Annotated in this window: 17 protein-coding genes; 12 read left to right on the top strand and 5 right to left on the bottom strand. The window is 70.2% G+C overall.

Annotated elements, in window-relative coordinates:
* The first annotated feature begins 13 nt into the window (after nucleotides 1-13).
* From OHB21_RS34405 to OHB21_RS34365, 9 genes are all read left to right on the top strand, one after another.
* The gene (locus tag OHB21_RS34405) at nucleotides 14-682 is read left to right on the top strand and encodes an HAD-IB family phosphatase (RefSeq protein ID WP_067514799.1); all 669 of its coding nucleotides are present in this window, start codon (nucleotides 14-16) and stop codon (nucleotides 680-682) included.
* A gap of 76 nt (nucleotides 683-758) precedes the next feature.
* On the top strand, nucleotides 759-2,252 hold the full coding sequence (locus OHB21_RS34400) for an MFS transporter (RefSeq protein ID WP_113974920.1): 1,494 nt from the start codon (nucleotides 759-761) through the stop codon (nucleotides 2,250-2,252).
* Nucleotides 2,249-3,391 carry a Gfo/Idh/MocA family protein gene (locus OHB21_RS34395; RefSeq protein WP_113974919.1) on the top strand — a complete coding sequence of 381 codons (1,143 nt, stop codon included), beginning with the start codon at nucleotides 2,249-2,251 and terminating at the stop codon, nucleotides 3,389-3,391. Before OHB21_RS34400 ends, OHB21_RS34395 begins: the two co-directional genes overlap by 4 nt.
* Before the next feature lie 97 nt (nucleotides 3,392-3,488).
* Complete coding sequence (locus OHB21_RS34390) at nucleotides 3,489-4,316, top strand: helix-turn-helix transcriptional regulator (RefSeq protein WP_067504762.1); 828 nt, start codon at nucleotides 3,489-3,491, stop codon at nucleotides 4,314-4,316.
* A 134-nt stretch (nucleotides 4,317-4,450) separates the two neighbouring features.
* Complete coding sequence (locus tag OHB21_RS34385; protein WP_067504760.1) at nucleotides 4,451-5,584, top strand: LLM class flavin-dependent oxidoreductase; 1,134 nt, start codon at nucleotides 4,451-4,453, stop codon at nucleotides 5,582-5,584.
* Complete coding sequence (locus OHB21_RS34380; protein WP_195125567.1) at nucleotides 5,584-6,210, top strand: AAA family ATPase; 627 nt, start codon at nucleotides 5,584-5,586, stop codon at nucleotides 6,208-6,210. The genes OHB21_RS34385 and OHB21_RS34380 overlap by 1 nt, the downstream gene beginning before the upstream one ends.
* A complete protein-coding gene (locus tag OHB21_RS34375; protein ID WP_228790851.1) occupies nucleotides 6,207-7,067 on the top strand; it encodes an AAA family ATPase in 861 nt (286 codons plus the stop codon). Before OHB21_RS34380 ends, OHB21_RS34375 begins: the two co-directional genes overlap by 4 nt.
* 44 nt (nucleotides 7,068-7,111) lie before the next feature.
* Nucleotides 7,112-8,107 carry an NADP-dependent oxidoreductase gene (locus OHB21_RS34370; RefSeq protein ID WP_228790854.1) on the top strand — a complete coding sequence of 332 codons (996 nt, stop codon included), beginning with the start codon at nucleotides 7,112-7,114 and terminating at the stop codon, nucleotides 8,105-8,107.
* Between the two features lie 10 nt (nucleotides 8,108-8,117).
* The gene (locus tag OHB21_RS34365) at nucleotides 8,118-8,618 is read left to right on the top strand and encodes a flavin reductase family protein (RefSeq protein WP_067504753.1); all 501 of its coding nucleotides are present in this window, start codon (nucleotides 8,118-8,120) and stop codon (nucleotides 8,616-8,618) included.
* Here OHB21_RS34365 and OHB21_RS34360 read toward each other — a convergent pair.
* Entirely contained in the window at nucleotides 8,605-9,054 is a 450-nt protein-coding gene (locus OHB21_RS34360) for a MarR family winged helix-turn-helix transcriptional regulator (protein WP_067504750.1), read from the bottom strand. The genes OHB21_RS34365 and OHB21_RS34360 overlap by 14 nt on opposite strands.
* 316 nt (nucleotides 9,055-9,370) lie before the next feature.
* On the opposite strand from OHB21_RS34360, the gene OHB21_RS34355 reads away from it, so the two are divergent.
* Complete coding sequence (locus tag OHB21_RS34355) at nucleotides 9,371-10,234, top strand: 3-hydroxyacyl-CoA dehydrogenase (protein WP_067504747.1); 864 nt, start codon at nucleotides 9,371-9,373, stop codon at nucleotides 10,232-10,234.
* Between the two features lie 112 nt (nucleotides 10,235-10,346).
* Here the strand turns inward: OHB21_RS34355 and OHB21_RS34350 are convergent, their stop codons facing one another.
* The 4 genes from OHB21_RS34350 to OHB21_RS34335 all read right to left on the bottom strand — a co-directional run bounded on the left by OHB21_RS34350 (nucleotide 10,347) and on the right by OHB21_RS34335 (nucleotide 13,634).
* Nucleotides 10,347-11,246, bottom strand: a complete 900-nt coding sequence (locus OHB21_RS34350) for an amino acid ABC transporter permease (protein WP_067504744.1) — start codon at nucleotides 11,244-11,246, stop codon at nucleotides 10,347-10,349.
* A complete protein-coding gene (locus tag OHB21_RS34345; RefSeq protein ID WP_067504741.1) occupies nucleotides 11,243-11,923 on the bottom strand; it encodes an amino acid ABC transporter permease in 681 nt (226 codons plus the stop codon). The genes OHB21_RS34350 and OHB21_RS34345 overlap by 4 nt, the downstream gene beginning before the upstream one ends.
* Before the next feature lie 105 nt (nucleotides 11,924-12,028).
* Complete coding sequence (locus OHB21_RS34340; protein ID WP_067504738.1) at nucleotides 12,029-12,868, bottom strand: glutamate ABC transporter substrate-binding protein; 840 nt, start codon at nucleotides 12,866-12,868, stop codon at nucleotides 12,029-12,031.
* A gap of 37 nt (nucleotides 12,869-12,905) precedes the next feature.
* On the bottom strand, nucleotides 12,906-13,634 hold the full coding sequence (locus OHB21_RS34335; RefSeq protein ID WP_067504770.1) for an amino acid ABC transporter ATP-binding protein: 729 nt from the start codon (nucleotides 13,632-13,634) through the stop codon (nucleotides 12,906-12,908).
* Nucleotides 13,635-13,888: 254 nt separating this feature from the next.
* On the opposite strand from OHB21_RS34335, the gene miaB reads away from it, so the two are divergent.
* Nucleotides 13,889-15,421 (top strand): tRNA (N6-isopentenyl adenosine(37)-C2)-methylthiotransferase MiaB, encoded by a 1,533-nt coding sequence (gene miaB / locus OHB21_RS34330; RefSeq protein ID WP_195125568.1) that lies wholly within the window; start codon nucleotides 13,889-13,891, stop codon nucleotides 15,419-15,421.
* On the top strand, nucleotides 15,418-16,155 hold the full coding sequence (locus OHB21_RS34325; RefSeq protein WP_228790857.1) for an Rv2732c family membrane protein: 738 nt from the start codon (nucleotides 15,418-15,420) through the stop codon (nucleotides 16,153-16,155). The genes miaB and OHB21_RS34325 overlap by 4 nt, the downstream gene beginning before the upstream one ends.
* Nucleotides 16,156-16,257 lie beyond the last annotated feature (102 nt).

Here is a 16,257-nt window from a genome sequence, read left to right as displayed (position 1 = left end):
GGGACCCCACCGCATGGTGTTCGCCGACGTGGACGGCACGGTGCTGCGGGGTTCCAGCCTGATCGACTTCCTGCTGTTCGACGCGCGGCGGCGCGGGGTGCGCGCGGCGGGGGAGGAGCTGGTCGCAACGGTGCGCGCGGCGGTGGCGGCGGGAGCGCCGCGCCACCGCACGGCTCCGCTGCTGTATTCGTGGTGGGCCGGTCGCCCGGTCCCGGAAGTTTTCGAGGCGGCGCGCGACTGGGTCGGCGCGCGGGTGCGGGCCGGCGATCTCGTCCATCGCGCCGTGCTGGACGAGATCGAGGGCCATCGCCGCGCGGGTGCGGAGGTGGTGTTCGTCTCCGCGTCCTTCGACGCGCCGCTCACGGCATTGTCGGAAGCATTGGGGGCCAACGCTTTCCGATGCACGCCCATGGAGGTGCGCGAGCGGGTCTACACCGGCGCGACCGGCGCGCCCATGCTCGGCGAGCGCAAGGCCGAGGTGGTGCGCGGCTGGCCCGTGCCCGCGGGCGCGCACCGCGTCGGCTACGGCGACCACGTGAGCGATCTGCCCATGCTGGCGGCCGTGGACGAACCCGTCGCGGTGACCGACGGGAGCGACGAAGCCCTGGTCACGGCCGCGCGAGCCCGGGGCTGGCGGGTGTTGCGCGCCGTTGCGGTTGAAGCAAATCGCTCGAACTCGTAATATCCGAGTTCGAAGTATATTCCGAGCCGGGGTCGTCCGGCTGCCACTTGTTCGCCCCTTCCCACGGAGGCATGACATGGCTCTCCCCACCACCGAGGCGCGCGCGTCCAACCCGGTGCTGGCCCTCGCCGCCCTGGCCATCGCCCAGCTGACGATCGGCCTGGACTACAACATCGTCTTCGTCGCGCTGCCGGAGATCTCGTCGAGCATGGGGTTCGGCCCGAACCACCTGCAGTGGACCGTCAGCGCCTACACGGTCGCGTTCGGCGGCTTCCTGCTGCTCGGCGGCCGCTGCGCCGACCTGATCGGCCGCAGGCGCATGTTCTACATCGGTCTCACGCTCTACGCGGCGGGCTCGACGCTGGGTGGTTTCGCCCAGAGCCCCGGCCTGCTGCTGGCCGCCCGCGCCGTGCAGGGTCTGGGCGGCGCGGTGCTCGCACCCGCGACGCTGTCGCTGATCACCACCGCGTTCAAGGAAGGTCCCGAACGCAACCGCGCGCTGGGCATCTGGGGCGCGTCCGGCTCTAGCGGCATGGTGCTCGGCTCGCTGCTCGGCGGCGTGCTGACCGAATGGCTCGGCTGGCGCGCGGTGTTCTTCGTGAACCTGCCGATCGTCGCGCTCGCCGCGGTGCTGGCCGCGGCGTCCATCTCGCGTGACGCGAACCCGCCGGTGTCGTTGCGCTCGTTCGACATTCCCGGCGCGATCGCCATCACCGGCGCGTCGACGCTGCTGGTGCTCGGCCTGGTACAGGGGCCGGAATCGGGCTGGACCGCACCGCTCACCGTCGTGAGCCTGCTCGCCGCGCTGGCGCTGGTGCTGGTGTTCGTCCGGATCGAATCCCGCACCGCCGAACCGCTGATTCCGCTGCGCGCGTTCCGCTATCGAAATCTGGTGCTGGGCGCGGGTATCGCGTTCAGCTTCATGGCGACCCTCGGCGCCATCCCGTACTTCCTGACCACCGTGTTGCAGAACGTCTACGGCTACAGCGCGTTCGAGACCGGGCTCGCGTTCATCCTGCCGTGCGCCTGCGTGCTGGCCGGCACCATGATCGGGGCGCGGCTGGCCTCCACCATCGGGCTGCGCGCTATGCTGCCCGCCGCCATGCTCGCGGCCGGGGCCGGGATCCTGCTGTTCGCGGTGCTGTTGCGGACCGACGGGTCGTTCGCCCGGCTCGCCGTCGGCATCGCGATCTTCAGCCTGGCGCAGGGCGTGATCTTCACCGGCATGTACGCCGCCGCGACGTCCGGGCTGCCCGACGAGGAACAGGGACTGGCCTCCGGCGTCGCCTCGAGCGGACAGCAGATCGGCGGCGCGGTCGGCCTGGCCGTGCTGGTGGCGGTGGCGGGCGCGGCGGGTGCCGACGCGGTGGGCGACGCGGCCGTCGTGGACGGGGCCCGCGCGGCCGCGTTCGTCGCGGCGTTCCTCATCGCGGCCGCCTCGATTCTCGGTCTGGCGCTGCGCATTGCGCGTCCGCAGCCGGACGCACCGGAACCAGGCCCGGTGCCGGAGGCGACCGGCGCCGACGGCGCGCGCGTGGCCGGTCTGGCGGCCGAGGGGGAGCGCCGATGAGCGCCGCCGCCCCGCTGCGGGTGGGCATCGTCGGGCTCAGCGCGTCGAGCGGGTGGGCCTCGCGGGCGCACGTGGCCGCGCTCGACGCCAGCCCGCACTTCACCCTGACCGGCGTCGCGGGCAGCACGCCCGCCTCGACGGCGGCGGCCGCCGAGAAATACGGGCTCCCGGTGGCCGCGGCCGATCCCGCCGCGCTGGCCGCCGACGAGCGGGTGGACGCGATCGTGGTCGCGGTGCGGGTGCCGCGCCACGAGGAGATCCTGCGGCAGGTGCTGCCGTTCGGCAAACCCACCTTCAGCGAATGGCCGCTCGCGCCCGACGCGCGGATCGCGGCCGAGCTGGCCGGGCTCGCCGAACGGCACGGCGCGCCGACGGCCGTCGGATTGCAGGCCAGGCACGTGCCGCAGGTGCGCCTGATCAAGCGACTGCTCGAGGGCGGCTATATCGGAGATGTGCTGTCCGCCAGGCTGATCGGTGACGCGGGCGGGTGGGGTGCGGCGACGCAGTCCGCGACCGCCTACACCGTGGACGCGGCCTCCGGCGCCGGGATGGCGGCCATCCCGTTCGGCCACACCCTCGACGCGGTGATCGACGTGCTCGGCCCACTGCACCCGGCCGGTGTCGTCACCGCCGTCGGGCAACCGGTGGTGCGGGTCCTCGACACCGGCGAGACCGTCCGCAAGACCACGCCCGACCAGCTCGGCCTGGTGGCCACCACCGCGGACGGCGCTGTGTTCACGGCCCACTACCAGGGCGGGCTCGGGCCCGGTACGACGTTCCTGTGGGAGATCCGCGGCACCGCGGGCGCCCTGCAATTGACCGGCGCCACCGGACATCTCCAGTTCGGCGCGGTCACACTGCGCGGCGCCAAGGGCGACGGCGACCTCGCGGAGCTCGAACCCGTCGCGGGGACCGACTACCGCGGGGTCGGGAGCGGTCTGAGCGGTCCGGCGGCGGTGGTCGCCGAGCAGTACGAAGCGTGGTACGAGGCGCTGACCGGCACGCCGTCGGAGCACGGCACGGCCGTCGACTTCCGGCACGCCGTCGCCCACCACGACCTGATCGACGGACTCCTCGCCCCGGGCCGGGTCGCCCGGAGCGCGGAACGCGACGAGCGGCGGCCGCACGTCATCACCTGACCTTTTCGATCCAGACGGCGTCGCTGCGACGGGGCAGTGCGGGATGCCGGCGGCCGGTCCCACCGGTCGCGGGACAGTATCAGGGAGGGAGACGAGCATGTCCGCTGCCACGAACATCCGGATGGTCGACGGCGACAACACTCCGCTGCGCGAGCTGGGGAATTTCCTGGCCAGGAAACGCGCGGCCATCCGGCCCGAGGACGTCGGGATTCCGGTCGCGCCGGGCGGCAAGCGACGCACGCCCGGCCTGCGCCGGGAGGAGGTCGCGTTCATGGCCGGCGTCGGATTGTCCTGGTACACCTGGATCGAACAGGGCCGCGCCGAGAACGTTTCGGCCTCGGTGCTGGACCGGCTCGCCGAGGTGCTCCAGATGACGTTGAACGAACGTCTCTATCTGCGCAGGCTCGCCGGCCTGGATTCCAAGGTGGCCCGGCCCGACAACCTGGTGCCGGTCGGACTGCTCCAGCCGTATCCGGACAGCTGGGCCGCCGGGCCCGCCTATGTGGTCGACTACACCTGGAACGTGCTCGTCGTCAACGAGGCCGCGCGCGAGATCCTCGCGCTCGCACCGGGGGTCAACCTGCTGGCGTCGGTGTTCGAGGACCCCGCCGTGAGCGGGGCGTTCACCGATGTCCCGCGCGCCCAGGAGGAATGGGTGGCGCGCTTCCGCACGCACATCTCCAGCTATCCGTGCGACGAGCGGATCTGCTCGCTGGTGCAGGGACTCTCCGACCGCAATCCGCGCTTCCGCAAGCTGTGGCAGCGCCACAATATCGCCGAGGATTCCTGCGGCGACATCCATCTCAACACCGACCGCGGCCCCACGCTCATGCACTGGACCACCCTGTGCTTCACCGAGCGCATGGGAATGAAGTTCGTCGCGTATTACCCGTTGCATTCCGAATCCGGCGGCGAATATTCCTGAGCCTGTTGGCCGCACACATACTCTCATTGCGCACAGGACATGGCGCGGCGGATATGCGAATCTGGGTCGACGGATTCGATTTCCGTGCCGATACGCACTCGTAGGCGCCGATTCAACCGGCCGACGGAGGAATAATGGATACATCATTCGGGATATTTCTTTCGCCGTTGCACGATCCGAAAACCGACCCGCACGTCAATATCCACCGGGATCTGGAACTGGTGGAATTCGCCGACCGGCTCGGCTTCGACGAATGCTGGTTCGGCGAGCACCATTCGCTGGGCTGGCCGCTGATCGGCGCGCCGGAGACGATGATCGCGGCTGCCGCCGTGCGCACCAGCCGCATCGTGCTGGCCAACGGCGTGGTGACCGTGCCGTTCCACCACCCCTTCCACATCGCCACCAGGGCGCTGCTGCTCGACCACCTCACCCGCGGCCGCTACATCCTCGGCCTCGGCCCCGGCGCCACCCCGAACGACGCCTACATGCTCGGCGTCCCGGCCGAGGAGCTCAAACCGCGCACCAAGGCGGCGCTGCCGACGATCATCGAACTCGTCAACGGCGACCGGCGCCTCACCGAGCACACCGACTGGTACGACCTGGTCGACGCGCGCATGCAACTGCCCCCGTACACCAAGGGCGGCATCGGGTTCGCCGTGTCGAGCGTCGGGTCGCCGTTCGGACCGCAGGTGGCCGCCGAATTCGGCCTGAGCCTGCTCTCGTTCGGCGCGCCGCCGCCCGGCTGGCCGGGTGCGGATCTGGCGGGGCAGTGGCGGATCGCGGAGGAGTCGGCGGCCGCCCACGGCACGACCGTGGACCGCGCCGACTGGCGGATCGCCGTCCCCATCCACATCGCCGAGACCAGGGAAGAGGCCTACGCCGCCGCGGAATACGGCTTCGGCCGGTGGATGCACAACTACTGGGGCGAGGCCGTCGGCGCACCCGTCACCCCGGGGGCGTCGCCGCGCGAGGACATCAGCACCGCCGTCGCCGAGAAGCGGGCGATCGTCGGGTCGGTCGAGGACGCGGTGGCCGCGATCGCCGAACTCCAGGACCGCACCGGCGGATTCGGCACCTTCCTGGCGTACTCGATGAACTGGGCGTCCTGGGAGGCCACCAAGCGCAGCTACGAACTGCTGGCCACCGAGGTCGCGCCGGTGTTCACCGGATCGACGGCGCGCGGGCTGGATTCGATCGCGTGGAGCAAGCGGTGGCAGGCCGACCGGGCGGCCGCCGCCGAGGCGCCCGTGCCGGTTCCGGTGCGCTGATGGGCATCCGGATCGCGCTGCTCGGCGCCTACGGCGCGGGCAAGACGACCCTGGCCACCGCGGCCGCCGCCGCGCTCGGGATACCGGCCGTGCAGGCGGACGGGCCGATGCGCCTCGACCCGGCCGACCCCGGCGAGAACGTGCACGACTGGACGCCCGCGCAGCTGTTCGGGCTGACGGTGGAGCGGTACGCGGCGCGCCGGGCGGCCGAACGCCACGACAGCTTCGTCTCCGACGGCGGCGTGCTGCACGAATTCGTCTACGGCGCACTGCGTCTGCGCTACGGCTCCTATCCGGGCACCCGCCGGCGCGCCGACCGCGCCCAGGTCCCGGCCGACGATCTGACGCGCACGCTCTCGCTGTTCTGGGCGCCCTACCCCCACGTCGAGCGCTACATCGACGCCACCTACACCCTGCTCGTCCATCTGCCTACCCGGTGGCCGCAGCCGGATGAGGACCCGCCCATCGACGAGCTGTTCCGCGCGCACACCGACGCCATGATCACCGAAATCGGCGCCCGATCGCGCCTGCCGGTGCACGTGCTCACCGGCGACACCGTCGACGAGCGGCTCGACCAGCTCACCGGGATCGTCGGCTCCACCCACCCGAAAGGGGTTCTGACATGACCACATTCGCCGAGATCACCGCCAAACGAGGCCCGGCGACGCCGCTGAAGGAGCGCGTCGCGCCCACCATGGCGCTGCCGAGTTTCCGCGACAACCCCCGGCTCAAGCTCGCGATCTCCGGCACCTTCTCCTCCGGCAAATCCACCACCACCGAGGCGCTGTCGATCGCCACGGGGCTGCCGCGCACGCACGCCAAGACCTCGCGCCAGTTGCTCGTGGACCTGGTGCCGGGCAAGACGGTGATGGAACTGAACGCCATGGAGCTGGTGAAACTGGGGCTGCGCCGCTTCGAGGAGCGCGTGCACAACGAATCCGGGCCGGGGCCGTTCATCTCCGACGGCGGCGTGTTCCACGAGTGGGTGTACTTCGAGGCGCGCATGCGCGTGGGCATCAACCCCGGGGCGACCTGGTGGTTCCAGTGGATCAAGAAGGCCGTGGGCTTCCCGGTCAAGCGGTTCTACCAGCGCTACACCGACACCCTCGGCGATATCACCCGGGCGCGCGCCAAGCGGATCTACGACGCGTACGTGCACCTGCCGGTCGAGTTCGACATGGAACCCGACGGGCACCGCCCGGTGTCGGAGCCGTTCCGGCGGCTCTCCGACGATCTGCTCATCGCCGCGCTCGAGGATCTCGAGATTCCCTACCGGGTGGTGGGCGGCACCATCGCCGAGCGGGTGACCACCATCATCGAGCTGTTCGATCTGCCGATCGCGGTGCCGGTGGAGGAGGCGATCGAGCAGGCGCGCCACCGGGTGGCGACCGACCTCGACGATCTCAAGGCCGATGCCCGCTTCCACGAGGCGCAGCGCGAGAAGAGCCTCTACCGGCGGATCAGCTACGCGTTGCGCTACTGAGCGGGGGACCGGCCGCGGTGCCGGATCATCCAGGGAGGGAACGAATGATCGGCAACGACAGTCGTCCGGCCGCGATGGTGGCGGACGGGCGCGCGCCCACCATGACCGCGGTCGGGCAGCACCGGCTCGGTGATCCGGACGTGCTCGAGCTCGTCACCGTGCCGGTGCCGCGGCCGGGCCCGGGGGAGGTGCTGGTGCGCGTCGCGGCGACCAGCCTGAACCCCACCGACTGGGTGCACCGGCGCGCGGAGGGGTTCCTCGGCGCGATCCCCGCGGGCGCGCCGCCGCGTGTGCTGGGCTGGGACGTGTCCGGCACGGTGGAATGCGTCGGGCTCGGCGTCACTCTCCACGACGTCGGCGACGACGTGTTCGGCATGCTGCCCTACCCCGGCGGGTATGGCGCGGCCGCCGAATACGTGGTCGCCCCCGCGCGGGCGCTGGTGCCCAAGCCGAGGGACGTGCCCCACACGCACGCGGCCGCCGTGTCGCTGGCCGGCGTCACCGCCGTGCAGGCGCTGATCGACACCGCGCACCTGCGTCCGGGCGACCGGGTGCTGGTGCACGCCGGGGCCGGGGGCGTGGGTCACCTGGCCACCCAGCTGGCGGCGGGGCACGGGGCGCACGTGGTCGCGACGGCCAGCCGCGGCCACCACGACTTCGTCAGCGAGTGCGGCGCGTGCCAGGTGATCGACTACACCACAACCCCGTTCGAGGACGAGGCGCACGACATCGACGTCGTCATCGACTGCGTGGGCGGCGACTACCCGGACCGGTCCGCGCGGACCCTGCGCGACGGGCGCGGCACCATCGTGTCGCTGGCGCTGAACCGGACCGAGCGGCTGCCCGCGCGTCCCGGACTACGGCACAAGCTGATGCTGGTCGAGGCCGACCACTACAGCATGTGCACCCTGGAGGAACTGCTCGCCGACGGCGTCCTCACGCCGCACCTCGCGGCGACCTTCCCGCTGGACCGCGCCGCCGACGGGCACCGGCTCGGCGAGACCGGCCACGTCGCCGGGAAAATCGTTCTCACGACCTGAGCGGACCACCATGACCCGAACGATCGTCGATCAGCACGCCTTTCGCGACACCCTGGGCCGGTTCGCCACCGGCATCGCCGTCATCTGCACCGTCGAGGACGGTGAACCGCACGGCTTCGCCTGCCAGTCGTTCACCGCGCTGTCTTTGTCGCCGCCGCAGGTGCTGTTCTGTCCGGCGCGCACCTCGCGGGCCTGGGCGGTGATCGCGCGCACCCGCTCGTTCGCCGTGAGCGTGCTCGCCGGCGATCAGCGCCCGGTCAGCGGGGTCTTCGGCTCGAAGGCCGAGCGGAAATTCGATGCGGTGGAATGGTTTCCGGCGCCCGGTTCCGGCAATCCGGTGCTGGCGGGCAGCCTGGCCTGGGTGGACGCCGAGATCACCTCGGTCGCCGACGGCGGGGACCACGAGGTGGTGATCGGCCGGGTGCTGCGCGTCGGCGTGGCGGACGCCGACCCCGGCCCGCTGCTGTACTACCGGGGCCGCTACGCCGGCGCGCTGGTCAGCGACCCGTAGCGGCGGCCAGGCGCTCCTCGGCGCACGAATCCACCGCCTTGCTCAGCAAGCGCGAAAGCTGTTCCTGCTCACCGGCATCCAGGGCGTCCAAGGGGGACCGCGCGGACAGGGCGGCCAGCACGTTGGCGCGACAGCGCTCGCCGCTCTCGGTGAGCACGACCTGCTTGGAGCGCCGATCCCGCGGGTGCGGTTCGCGGCGGATCAGCGACTGCGCCTCCATCCGGTCGGCCACGTAGGTGGCGTTGGACGCTTCGCAGGCCATCCGCGTCGCGAGTTCGCGCAACGTCATCGGGCCGTCGAGTTCGCGCAGCGCGACGACCTGGGAGGTGGTGATGCCCAGTTGCTCGGCGACCGCGCGGGAATGCGCATCCAGCAGTTGAGCCAGTCGCGCCGCCAAACCGGCGACCTGATCACGGGATGCGCATTCTTTCGGCATGGTTCCATCGTATCGCCGCCAATGGTCGCGGTTCCGCCGAAACCGGTATTCCGTGACTTCTCGGGCGGGAATATTTCTCCGCCGTTTCGAAAGTGTTCGATGTATTCACGCGACGGCGTCGCGGATTCGTACCGGCGAAATGTGATTTCCGGCAAACGCACGGCGGCGGCGGTATGAAACCCGCGCGAACGCCGAGCCCGGAATCGAGGGCACGCCGGTGCCGCAGGCGGGCGCGAAGCGCACCGGTCGCGCGGCCCGGCCCCGTACGATGTTCGCTGAGGTGTTACCGAGACAGGGTGAAGGGAGGAGTACCGGCATGACCATCGATATTCGCAAGGTGACCGTTCTGGGAACCGGGGTGCTCGGTTCGCAGATCGCCTTCCAGACCGCGTTCCACGGCTTCGATGTCACCGCCTACGACATCGACGACGAAGCGCTCGACGCCGCGCGCGACCGCTTCGCGACGCTCGTCACCACCTACGAGGCCGAGGTCGAGGGCGCGGGCGGCGGCAAGGCCGGGCGGACCGCCGAGAGCATTACGCTGACCGCCGACCTGGCCGACGCCGTCAAAGACGCGGACCTGGTGATCGAGGCGGTGCCCGAGGTGCTGACCATCAAACAGGACACCTACCGCAAACTGGCCGAATTGGCGCCCGAGCGCACCATTTTCGCGACCAACTCCTCCACGCTGCTGCCCAGCGATATCGAGGACGCCACCGGCCGTCCCGACAAGTTCCTCGCCCTGCACTTCGCCAATCGGGTGTGGAAGTTCAACACCGCCGAGGTGATGGGCACCGCCGACACCGACCCGGCCGTGTTCGCCGCGGTGGTCGCGTTCGCGGAGAACATCGGCATGGTGCCGATCGAATTGCACAAGGAGAAGGCGGGTTACGTGCTGAACTCGCTGCTGGTGCCGTTCCTGAACTCGGGCATCGCGCTGGCCGCGGGCGGCTACGCCGACCCGGAGGCCGTCGACAAGACCTGGCGCATCGCGACCGGCGCGCCCATGGGCCCGTTCCAGATCCTCGACATCATCGGCCTCACCACCCCGTACAACATCCTGGCCAACAGCGGCGAGGCCGACGGCGAGCAGCTCGCCGCCTGGCTCAAGGCGAACTACATCGACAAGGGCAAGCTCGGCATCGCCACGGGTGAGGGGTTCTACCGCTACAACGGGTGACGTCGCGATCGGTCACCCGCACCGATCGCCGACGAGCCGGGATCGGTCGTCGCTCCTCACGAAAAACGAAGGCGGCCCGCGAGATTCGCGGGCCGCCTCGTCGTCGCGTGGATCAGGGTTTCTTGGTGACGTCCACGCCCGGCGCGGCGTCGGTGATGACCGAGTCCGCGGCGAGCACCGCACCGCCCTTGGTGCGCTTGCGGATCCGCAGGCGCTGCTCCACCTTCGTCGCCGTCCAGCTGAGCGCGCTGTTGAGCAGGATCATGATGATCGCCACCACGATCAGCGACGGGATGATGTTGCCCTCGAGCGCGCCGAGCGACATGCCGTTCCGGACGATCTCCTCGTAGGTGATGATGTAGCCCAGCGCGGAGTCCTTGAGCGCCACCACCATCTGCGAGATGAGCGCGGGCAGCATGGCCGTCACCGCCTGCGGCAGCAGCACCAGGCGCATCAGCTGCGACTTGCGCATGCCCAGCGCCACCGCCGCCTCGGTCTGCCCCCTGGGCAGCGAGAGGATGCCCGCGCGCACGATCTCGGCGATCACCGCGCCGTTGTAGATGGTGAGCGCGGTGACGACCGCGCCCAGCGCCAGGTACTCCGAGTCGAACACGTCGTAGAACCCGTACACGGCGTAGAGGAAGATCATCAGGATCAACACCGGGATGGCGCGGGCAACCTCGACGATCGTGCCCGCCACCCAGCGCACCGCCCGGTGGTCGGACAGGCGCGCGATGCCGAACACGGTGCCGAGCACCAGCGCCAGCACGATGGACAGCAGCGCCGCCACGATGGTGCCGCGCAGACCGGGGATCAGGTACGTGCTCCACACGTCGCCGTCCAGGAACGGCGTCCACTTGTCGGCCGCGAACTGGCCCTGCTCGTCGAAGCCGCGGTAGACGAACCAGCCCGCGGCCACGACCGCGATCAGCACCAGCAGCGAGAAGAAGTGATTGCGCAGCCGCGCCTTCGGCCCGGGGGCGTCGAAGAGAACAGAGGCCTGTGCCTTCATCGCGCCACCTCGTATCGCTTGGCGAAGTACCCGAACAGCAGACCCATCGGCAGCGTGAGTATCACGAAGCCGGTCGCGAAGATCGCGCCGATGAGCAGCAGCGCCGCCTCGGTCTCGAGCATGTTCTTCATGAGGAACGACGCCTCGGCGACGCTGATGGCCGCGGCGACGGTGGTGTTCTTGGTGAGCGCGATCAGCACGCTGCCCAGCGGGGCGATCACCGACCGGAAAGCCTGCGGCAGCACGATGAAGCGCAGGTTCTGGGTGAAGGTGAGGCCGAGCGAGCGGCCCGCCTCCGACTGTCCCATCGCGACGGTGTTGATGCCGGCGCGCAGCGACTCGCAGACGAACGCGCCGGTGTAGATGGACAGGCCGATCACGGCCCACCGGAAGTTGTTGTTCGCCAGCGAATCCGGGCCGTCGGCGGCCAGCTTGATCTGCAACTGGGTGTAGAGGCCGACCGAACAGAACAGCAGGATCAGCGTGAGCGGGGTGTTACGGAAGATGTTGACGTACGCCGCGCCGACCCAGCGGGCGACCGGTACCGGCGAAACGCGCATGCCCGCGACGATCGTGCCGAGCACGAGGGCGCCGATCGCGGACAGCACGGCGAGCTGGATGGTCGTCCAGAAGGCGTCCAGGAGCTCGGTGTCGTACTTGGAGATCAAATCGAACACGGTGGGTGCGTGCCTCCGATCAGGACGGATCGCGGCGCGGGCGGCCTGCGATCGAGGCGGGTGGTCCCGGGATCCGCCGGGACCACCCGCACGAGGGTGGTGAGATCAGTACCGGTCGACCGTCGGCGTGGGCGGGGTGGGGTAGCTGGCCGCCTGGCCCACCGTCTCCTGGAACGCCCGGTCCCAGCTGCCGTCGGCGAACATCGCCTCGATGGCGTCGTTGATCTTGCCGCGCAGTTCGTCGTCGCCCTTCTTCAGGCCGATGCCGTAGTTCTCGGTGGTGAACGGCTCACCGACGACCTTGTAGGTGCCGGGCGACTGCGAGGCGTAGCCGGCCAGGATGATGTCGTCGGTGGTGACCGCCGCCAGCGCACCGCTGTTCACGCCCTCGAGGCACAGCGAGTACGTGTCGTAGGTCTGCAACTGGGTGTCGGGGAAGTTCTTCTGGATGTTCTGCGCCGGGGTGGAACCCGTCACCGAGCACACCGTCTTGCCCGCGATCGACTCCGAACCCGTGACCTCGGTGTTGTCGGCCTTCACCAGCAGCGACTGGCCCGCGATGTAGTAGGGGCCGGCGAAGTCGACCTTCTCTTTGCGCGCGTCGGTGATCGAGTAGGTCGCGACGATGAAGTCGACCTGGCCGTTCTCGATCAGGGTCTCGCGCTGCGGGGTCGGGGCCTCCTTGAAGGTGATGCCCTCGGGCTGCACGCCCAGCTTGCCCGCGACGTACTTGGCGACCTCGACGTCGAAACCGCTGTAGGAGCCGTCCCGGTTGCGGATGCCGACGCCGGGCTGGTCGAACTTGATGCCGATGGTGAGCTTGCCGTCGGCGGCGTTCTCCAGGGCCGACTTCTTCTCGCCGCCGCCACAGCCCGCGGTGAGCGCGGCGGCCAGGGATACGGCGAGTGCTCCGACACCGATCCGGAGCGCACGGTTGATCCTCATGGATTACTTCTCCCTCTCATGGGTGTGAACAGCTGGACTAGTGGCTGAGAATCTTGCCCAGGAAATCCTTGGCGCGCTCGGATTCCGGTGCGGTGAAGAAGGTCTCGGGGTCGGCATCCTCGACCACCTGTCCGTCGGCCATGAACAGCACCCGGTTGCCCGCGCGGCGGGCGAAGCCCATCTCGTGGGTGACCACGAGCATGGTCATCCCCTCCTTGGCCAGCGAGACCATCACGTCGAGCACCTCGTTGACCATCTCCGGGTCCAGCGCCGAGGTGGGCTCGTCGAACAGCATCACCTTGGGGTTCATGGCCAGGGCGCGCGCGATGGCGACGCGCTGCTGCTGGCCGCCGGAGAGCTGCGCGGGGTACTTCTCGGCCTGGTTGGCGATGCCGACGCGCTCGAGCAGTTCCATCGCGCGGGCGCGGGCCGCGTCCTTCTTCTGCTTGCGCACCTTCAGCGGCGCGAGCATCACGTTTTCCAGAATCGTCTTGTGCGCGAACAGGTTGAAGGACTGGAACACCATGCCGACATCGGCGCGCAGGGCGGCCAGCGACCGGCCCTCGGCGGGCAGCGGCACGCCGTCGATGGCGATATCGCCGGTGTCGATGGGCTCGAGGCGGTTGATGGTGCGGCACAGGGTCGATTTCCCGGAGCCGGAGGGTCCGAGGACGATCACGACCTGTCCTTTGGGGACCTCGAGGTCGATCTCACGCAACACGTGCAGATCGCCGAAGTGCTTGTTCACCTTGCGCATCGAGATCATCGGTGGCGCGGTGTCAGCGGTGGTGCCCTTGTCCAGGCTCGTGGCGTCCCCGGTCGGTTCGGGCGCGGAGGCGGCGTCGGTCATGGTCCATGACCTTAAAGGGAAAAGCCGGATTTGCCGCGCTTTCCGCGACACGCCGTCACGGCACGCCGAATCGTCACACTGCTGTAATCTCGCGGCTCGGCAGGCTACCGGGTCGTCACGTGCGCGGATGCCCGCGAGATTCGATTTTCGGGGCTGCGTACCCTGGACGGGTGGATTCGATCGGACAGCTCGCGACACCAGTGCGCAGTTACGAGGTCCGGACCTTCGGCTGCCAGATGAACGTGCACGATTCCGAACGCCTGTCGGGATTGCTGGAGGACGCCGGCTATGTCAAGGCCGCGCCGGGGGCGACGGCCGACCTCGTCGTCTTCAACACGTGTGCGGTGCGCGAGAACGCCGACAACAAGCTGTACGGCACCCTCGGTCACCTCGCGCCGGTGAAGGCGGGCAGGCCGGGCATGCAGATCGCCGTCGGCGGCTGCCTGGCGCAGAAGGACCGCGAGACCGTCGTGCGCAAGGCGCCGTGGGTGGACGTGGTGTTCGGCACGCACAACATCGGCTCGCTGCCCGTGCTGCTGGAGCGCGCGCGCCACAACGAGGAAGCCCAGGTCGAGATCCTGGAATCGCTCGAGGCGTTCCCGTCCACGCTGCCCGCCCGGCGCGAGTCCGCCTACGCGGGCTGGGTGTCGATCTCGGTGGGCTGCAATAACACCTGCACGTTCTGCATCGTGCCGTCGCTGCGCGGCAAGGAGGTCGACCGCCGCCCCGGCGACGTGCTCGCCGAGGTGCAGGCGCTGGTCGATCAGGGCGTCGTGGAGGTCACCCTGCTGGGGCAGAACGTGAACTCCTACGGCGTGAACTTCGCCGACCCCACCGAGGACCGCGACCGCGGCGCCTTCGCGAAGCTGTTGCGCGCGTGCGGGCGCATCGAGGGGCTGGAGCGGGTGCGCTTCACCTCCCCGCACCCCGCCGAGTTCACCGACGACGTGATCGAGGCGATGGCCGAGACGCCGAACATCTGCCCGCAGCTGCACATGCCGTTGCAGTCCGGGTCGGACCGGGTGCTCAAGGCGATGCGCCGCTCCTACCGCAAGGCCCGCTACCTGGGCATCATCGAGAAGGTCCGGGCGGCGATGCCGCACGCGGCCATCACCACCGACATCATCGTGGGCTTCCCCGGCGAGACCGAGGAGGACTTCCTCGAGACCCTCGACGTGGTGCGCCAGGCACGGTTCACCAGCGCCTATACCTTCCAGTACTCCAAGCGGCCCGGCACGCCCGCCGCCGACATGCCCGGCCAGCTGCCCAAGCAGGTCGTGCAGGAGCGCTACGACCGGCTCATCGCGCTGCAGGAGGAGGTGTCGCTGGCGGCCAACCGCGCGCTGGTGGGCGCCGAGGTGGAGCTGCTGGTGGCCGACGGCGCGGGCAAGAAGAACGCCGCCACCGCCCGGATGAGCGGGCGCGCCCGCGACGGCAGGCTGGTGCACTTCCGGCCGGGCGGCACCGCCGAGCCGATTCGTCCCGGCGATCTCGTCACCGTCGACATCACCGGCGCCGCACCGCATCACCTGATCGCGGACTCGGCGATCAAAGCGCACCGGCGCACCCGCGCGGGTGACGCCCACGAGCGCGGCCAGACCCCGAAGACCGAACCGATCGGCGTCGGGCTGGGGCTGCCGAGGATCGGCGCGCCCGCCCCCGAGCCGGTGGCCGCGGGCTGCGCGACCGGCTGCGGGACATGAGCGCGGCGCGCGGGACCGATCCGGACGACGAGCGCCGCCCCGGCGACGACTCCGGTACTACCGCGCGTAGTGGGTCGGCGGACGCGGCGGGCGACGGGGATGGCACAGTGGAGGCGAACAGCCGTCCGGTCCAGCCGCCCGAAGGAGACGAGAGCGCCGTGAGCTCGGTGGAGAGCAGGGAATTCGAACAGTTCCGCGACGACCTCGACAGTGTCGAGCGGCGCCTCGCGGGGGAGATCGACCCGGGTGCGCGGGCCATGGTGGTGGCGGTCGCGGTGTTCGCGCTGCTGCTCTCGCTGGCGCTGCCGCACGCGGGCACCGCGCGCGGTTTCGACGTGCTGCTGAACACCGAGGCGAGCACGATCGAGCACATCGGGCTGCCCTCGCGCCTGTTCGTCGCGTTCATCGCCGTGTTCGGCATCGGCTTCTCGCTCCTGGCGCTGATGACCCGGCGCTGGGTGCTGGCCTGGATCGCCGTCGCGGGCTCGGCCGTCGCGAGCGTGTTCGGCGTGCTGGCCATCTGGCACCGTCAGACCCCCGGCCTGGACAACTACGTCGGGGCGGGTCCCGGCATCGGCCTGATCCTGGGCGTGCTCGCCGTGATGACCCTGACCTTCCACTGGGTCCGCGTCGTCTGGAGCCGCACCGCCATGCACCTGGCCGCCGAAGAACAGCGCCGCAACGCCGCCGCGGCCGCCGAGAACGAGGAGCGCCGCCGCCTGCTGGGCGAGTGAGTCCGGGGGACTGTTGGGCGAGTGGGCGCGGGGCAGCGCGATCGGCGTGAGGATCATCCACACTCACGGCAGCGTCCCCGGCGACCACCCCGAGCCCCACGC

The organism is Nocardia puris (assembly GCF_036051655.1).
Lineage (GTDB): Bacteria > Actinomycetota > Actinomycetes > Mycobacteriales > Mycobacteriaceae > Nocardia > Nocardia puris.
This window is presented reverse-complemented; position numbering and strand designations above follow the sequence as displayed.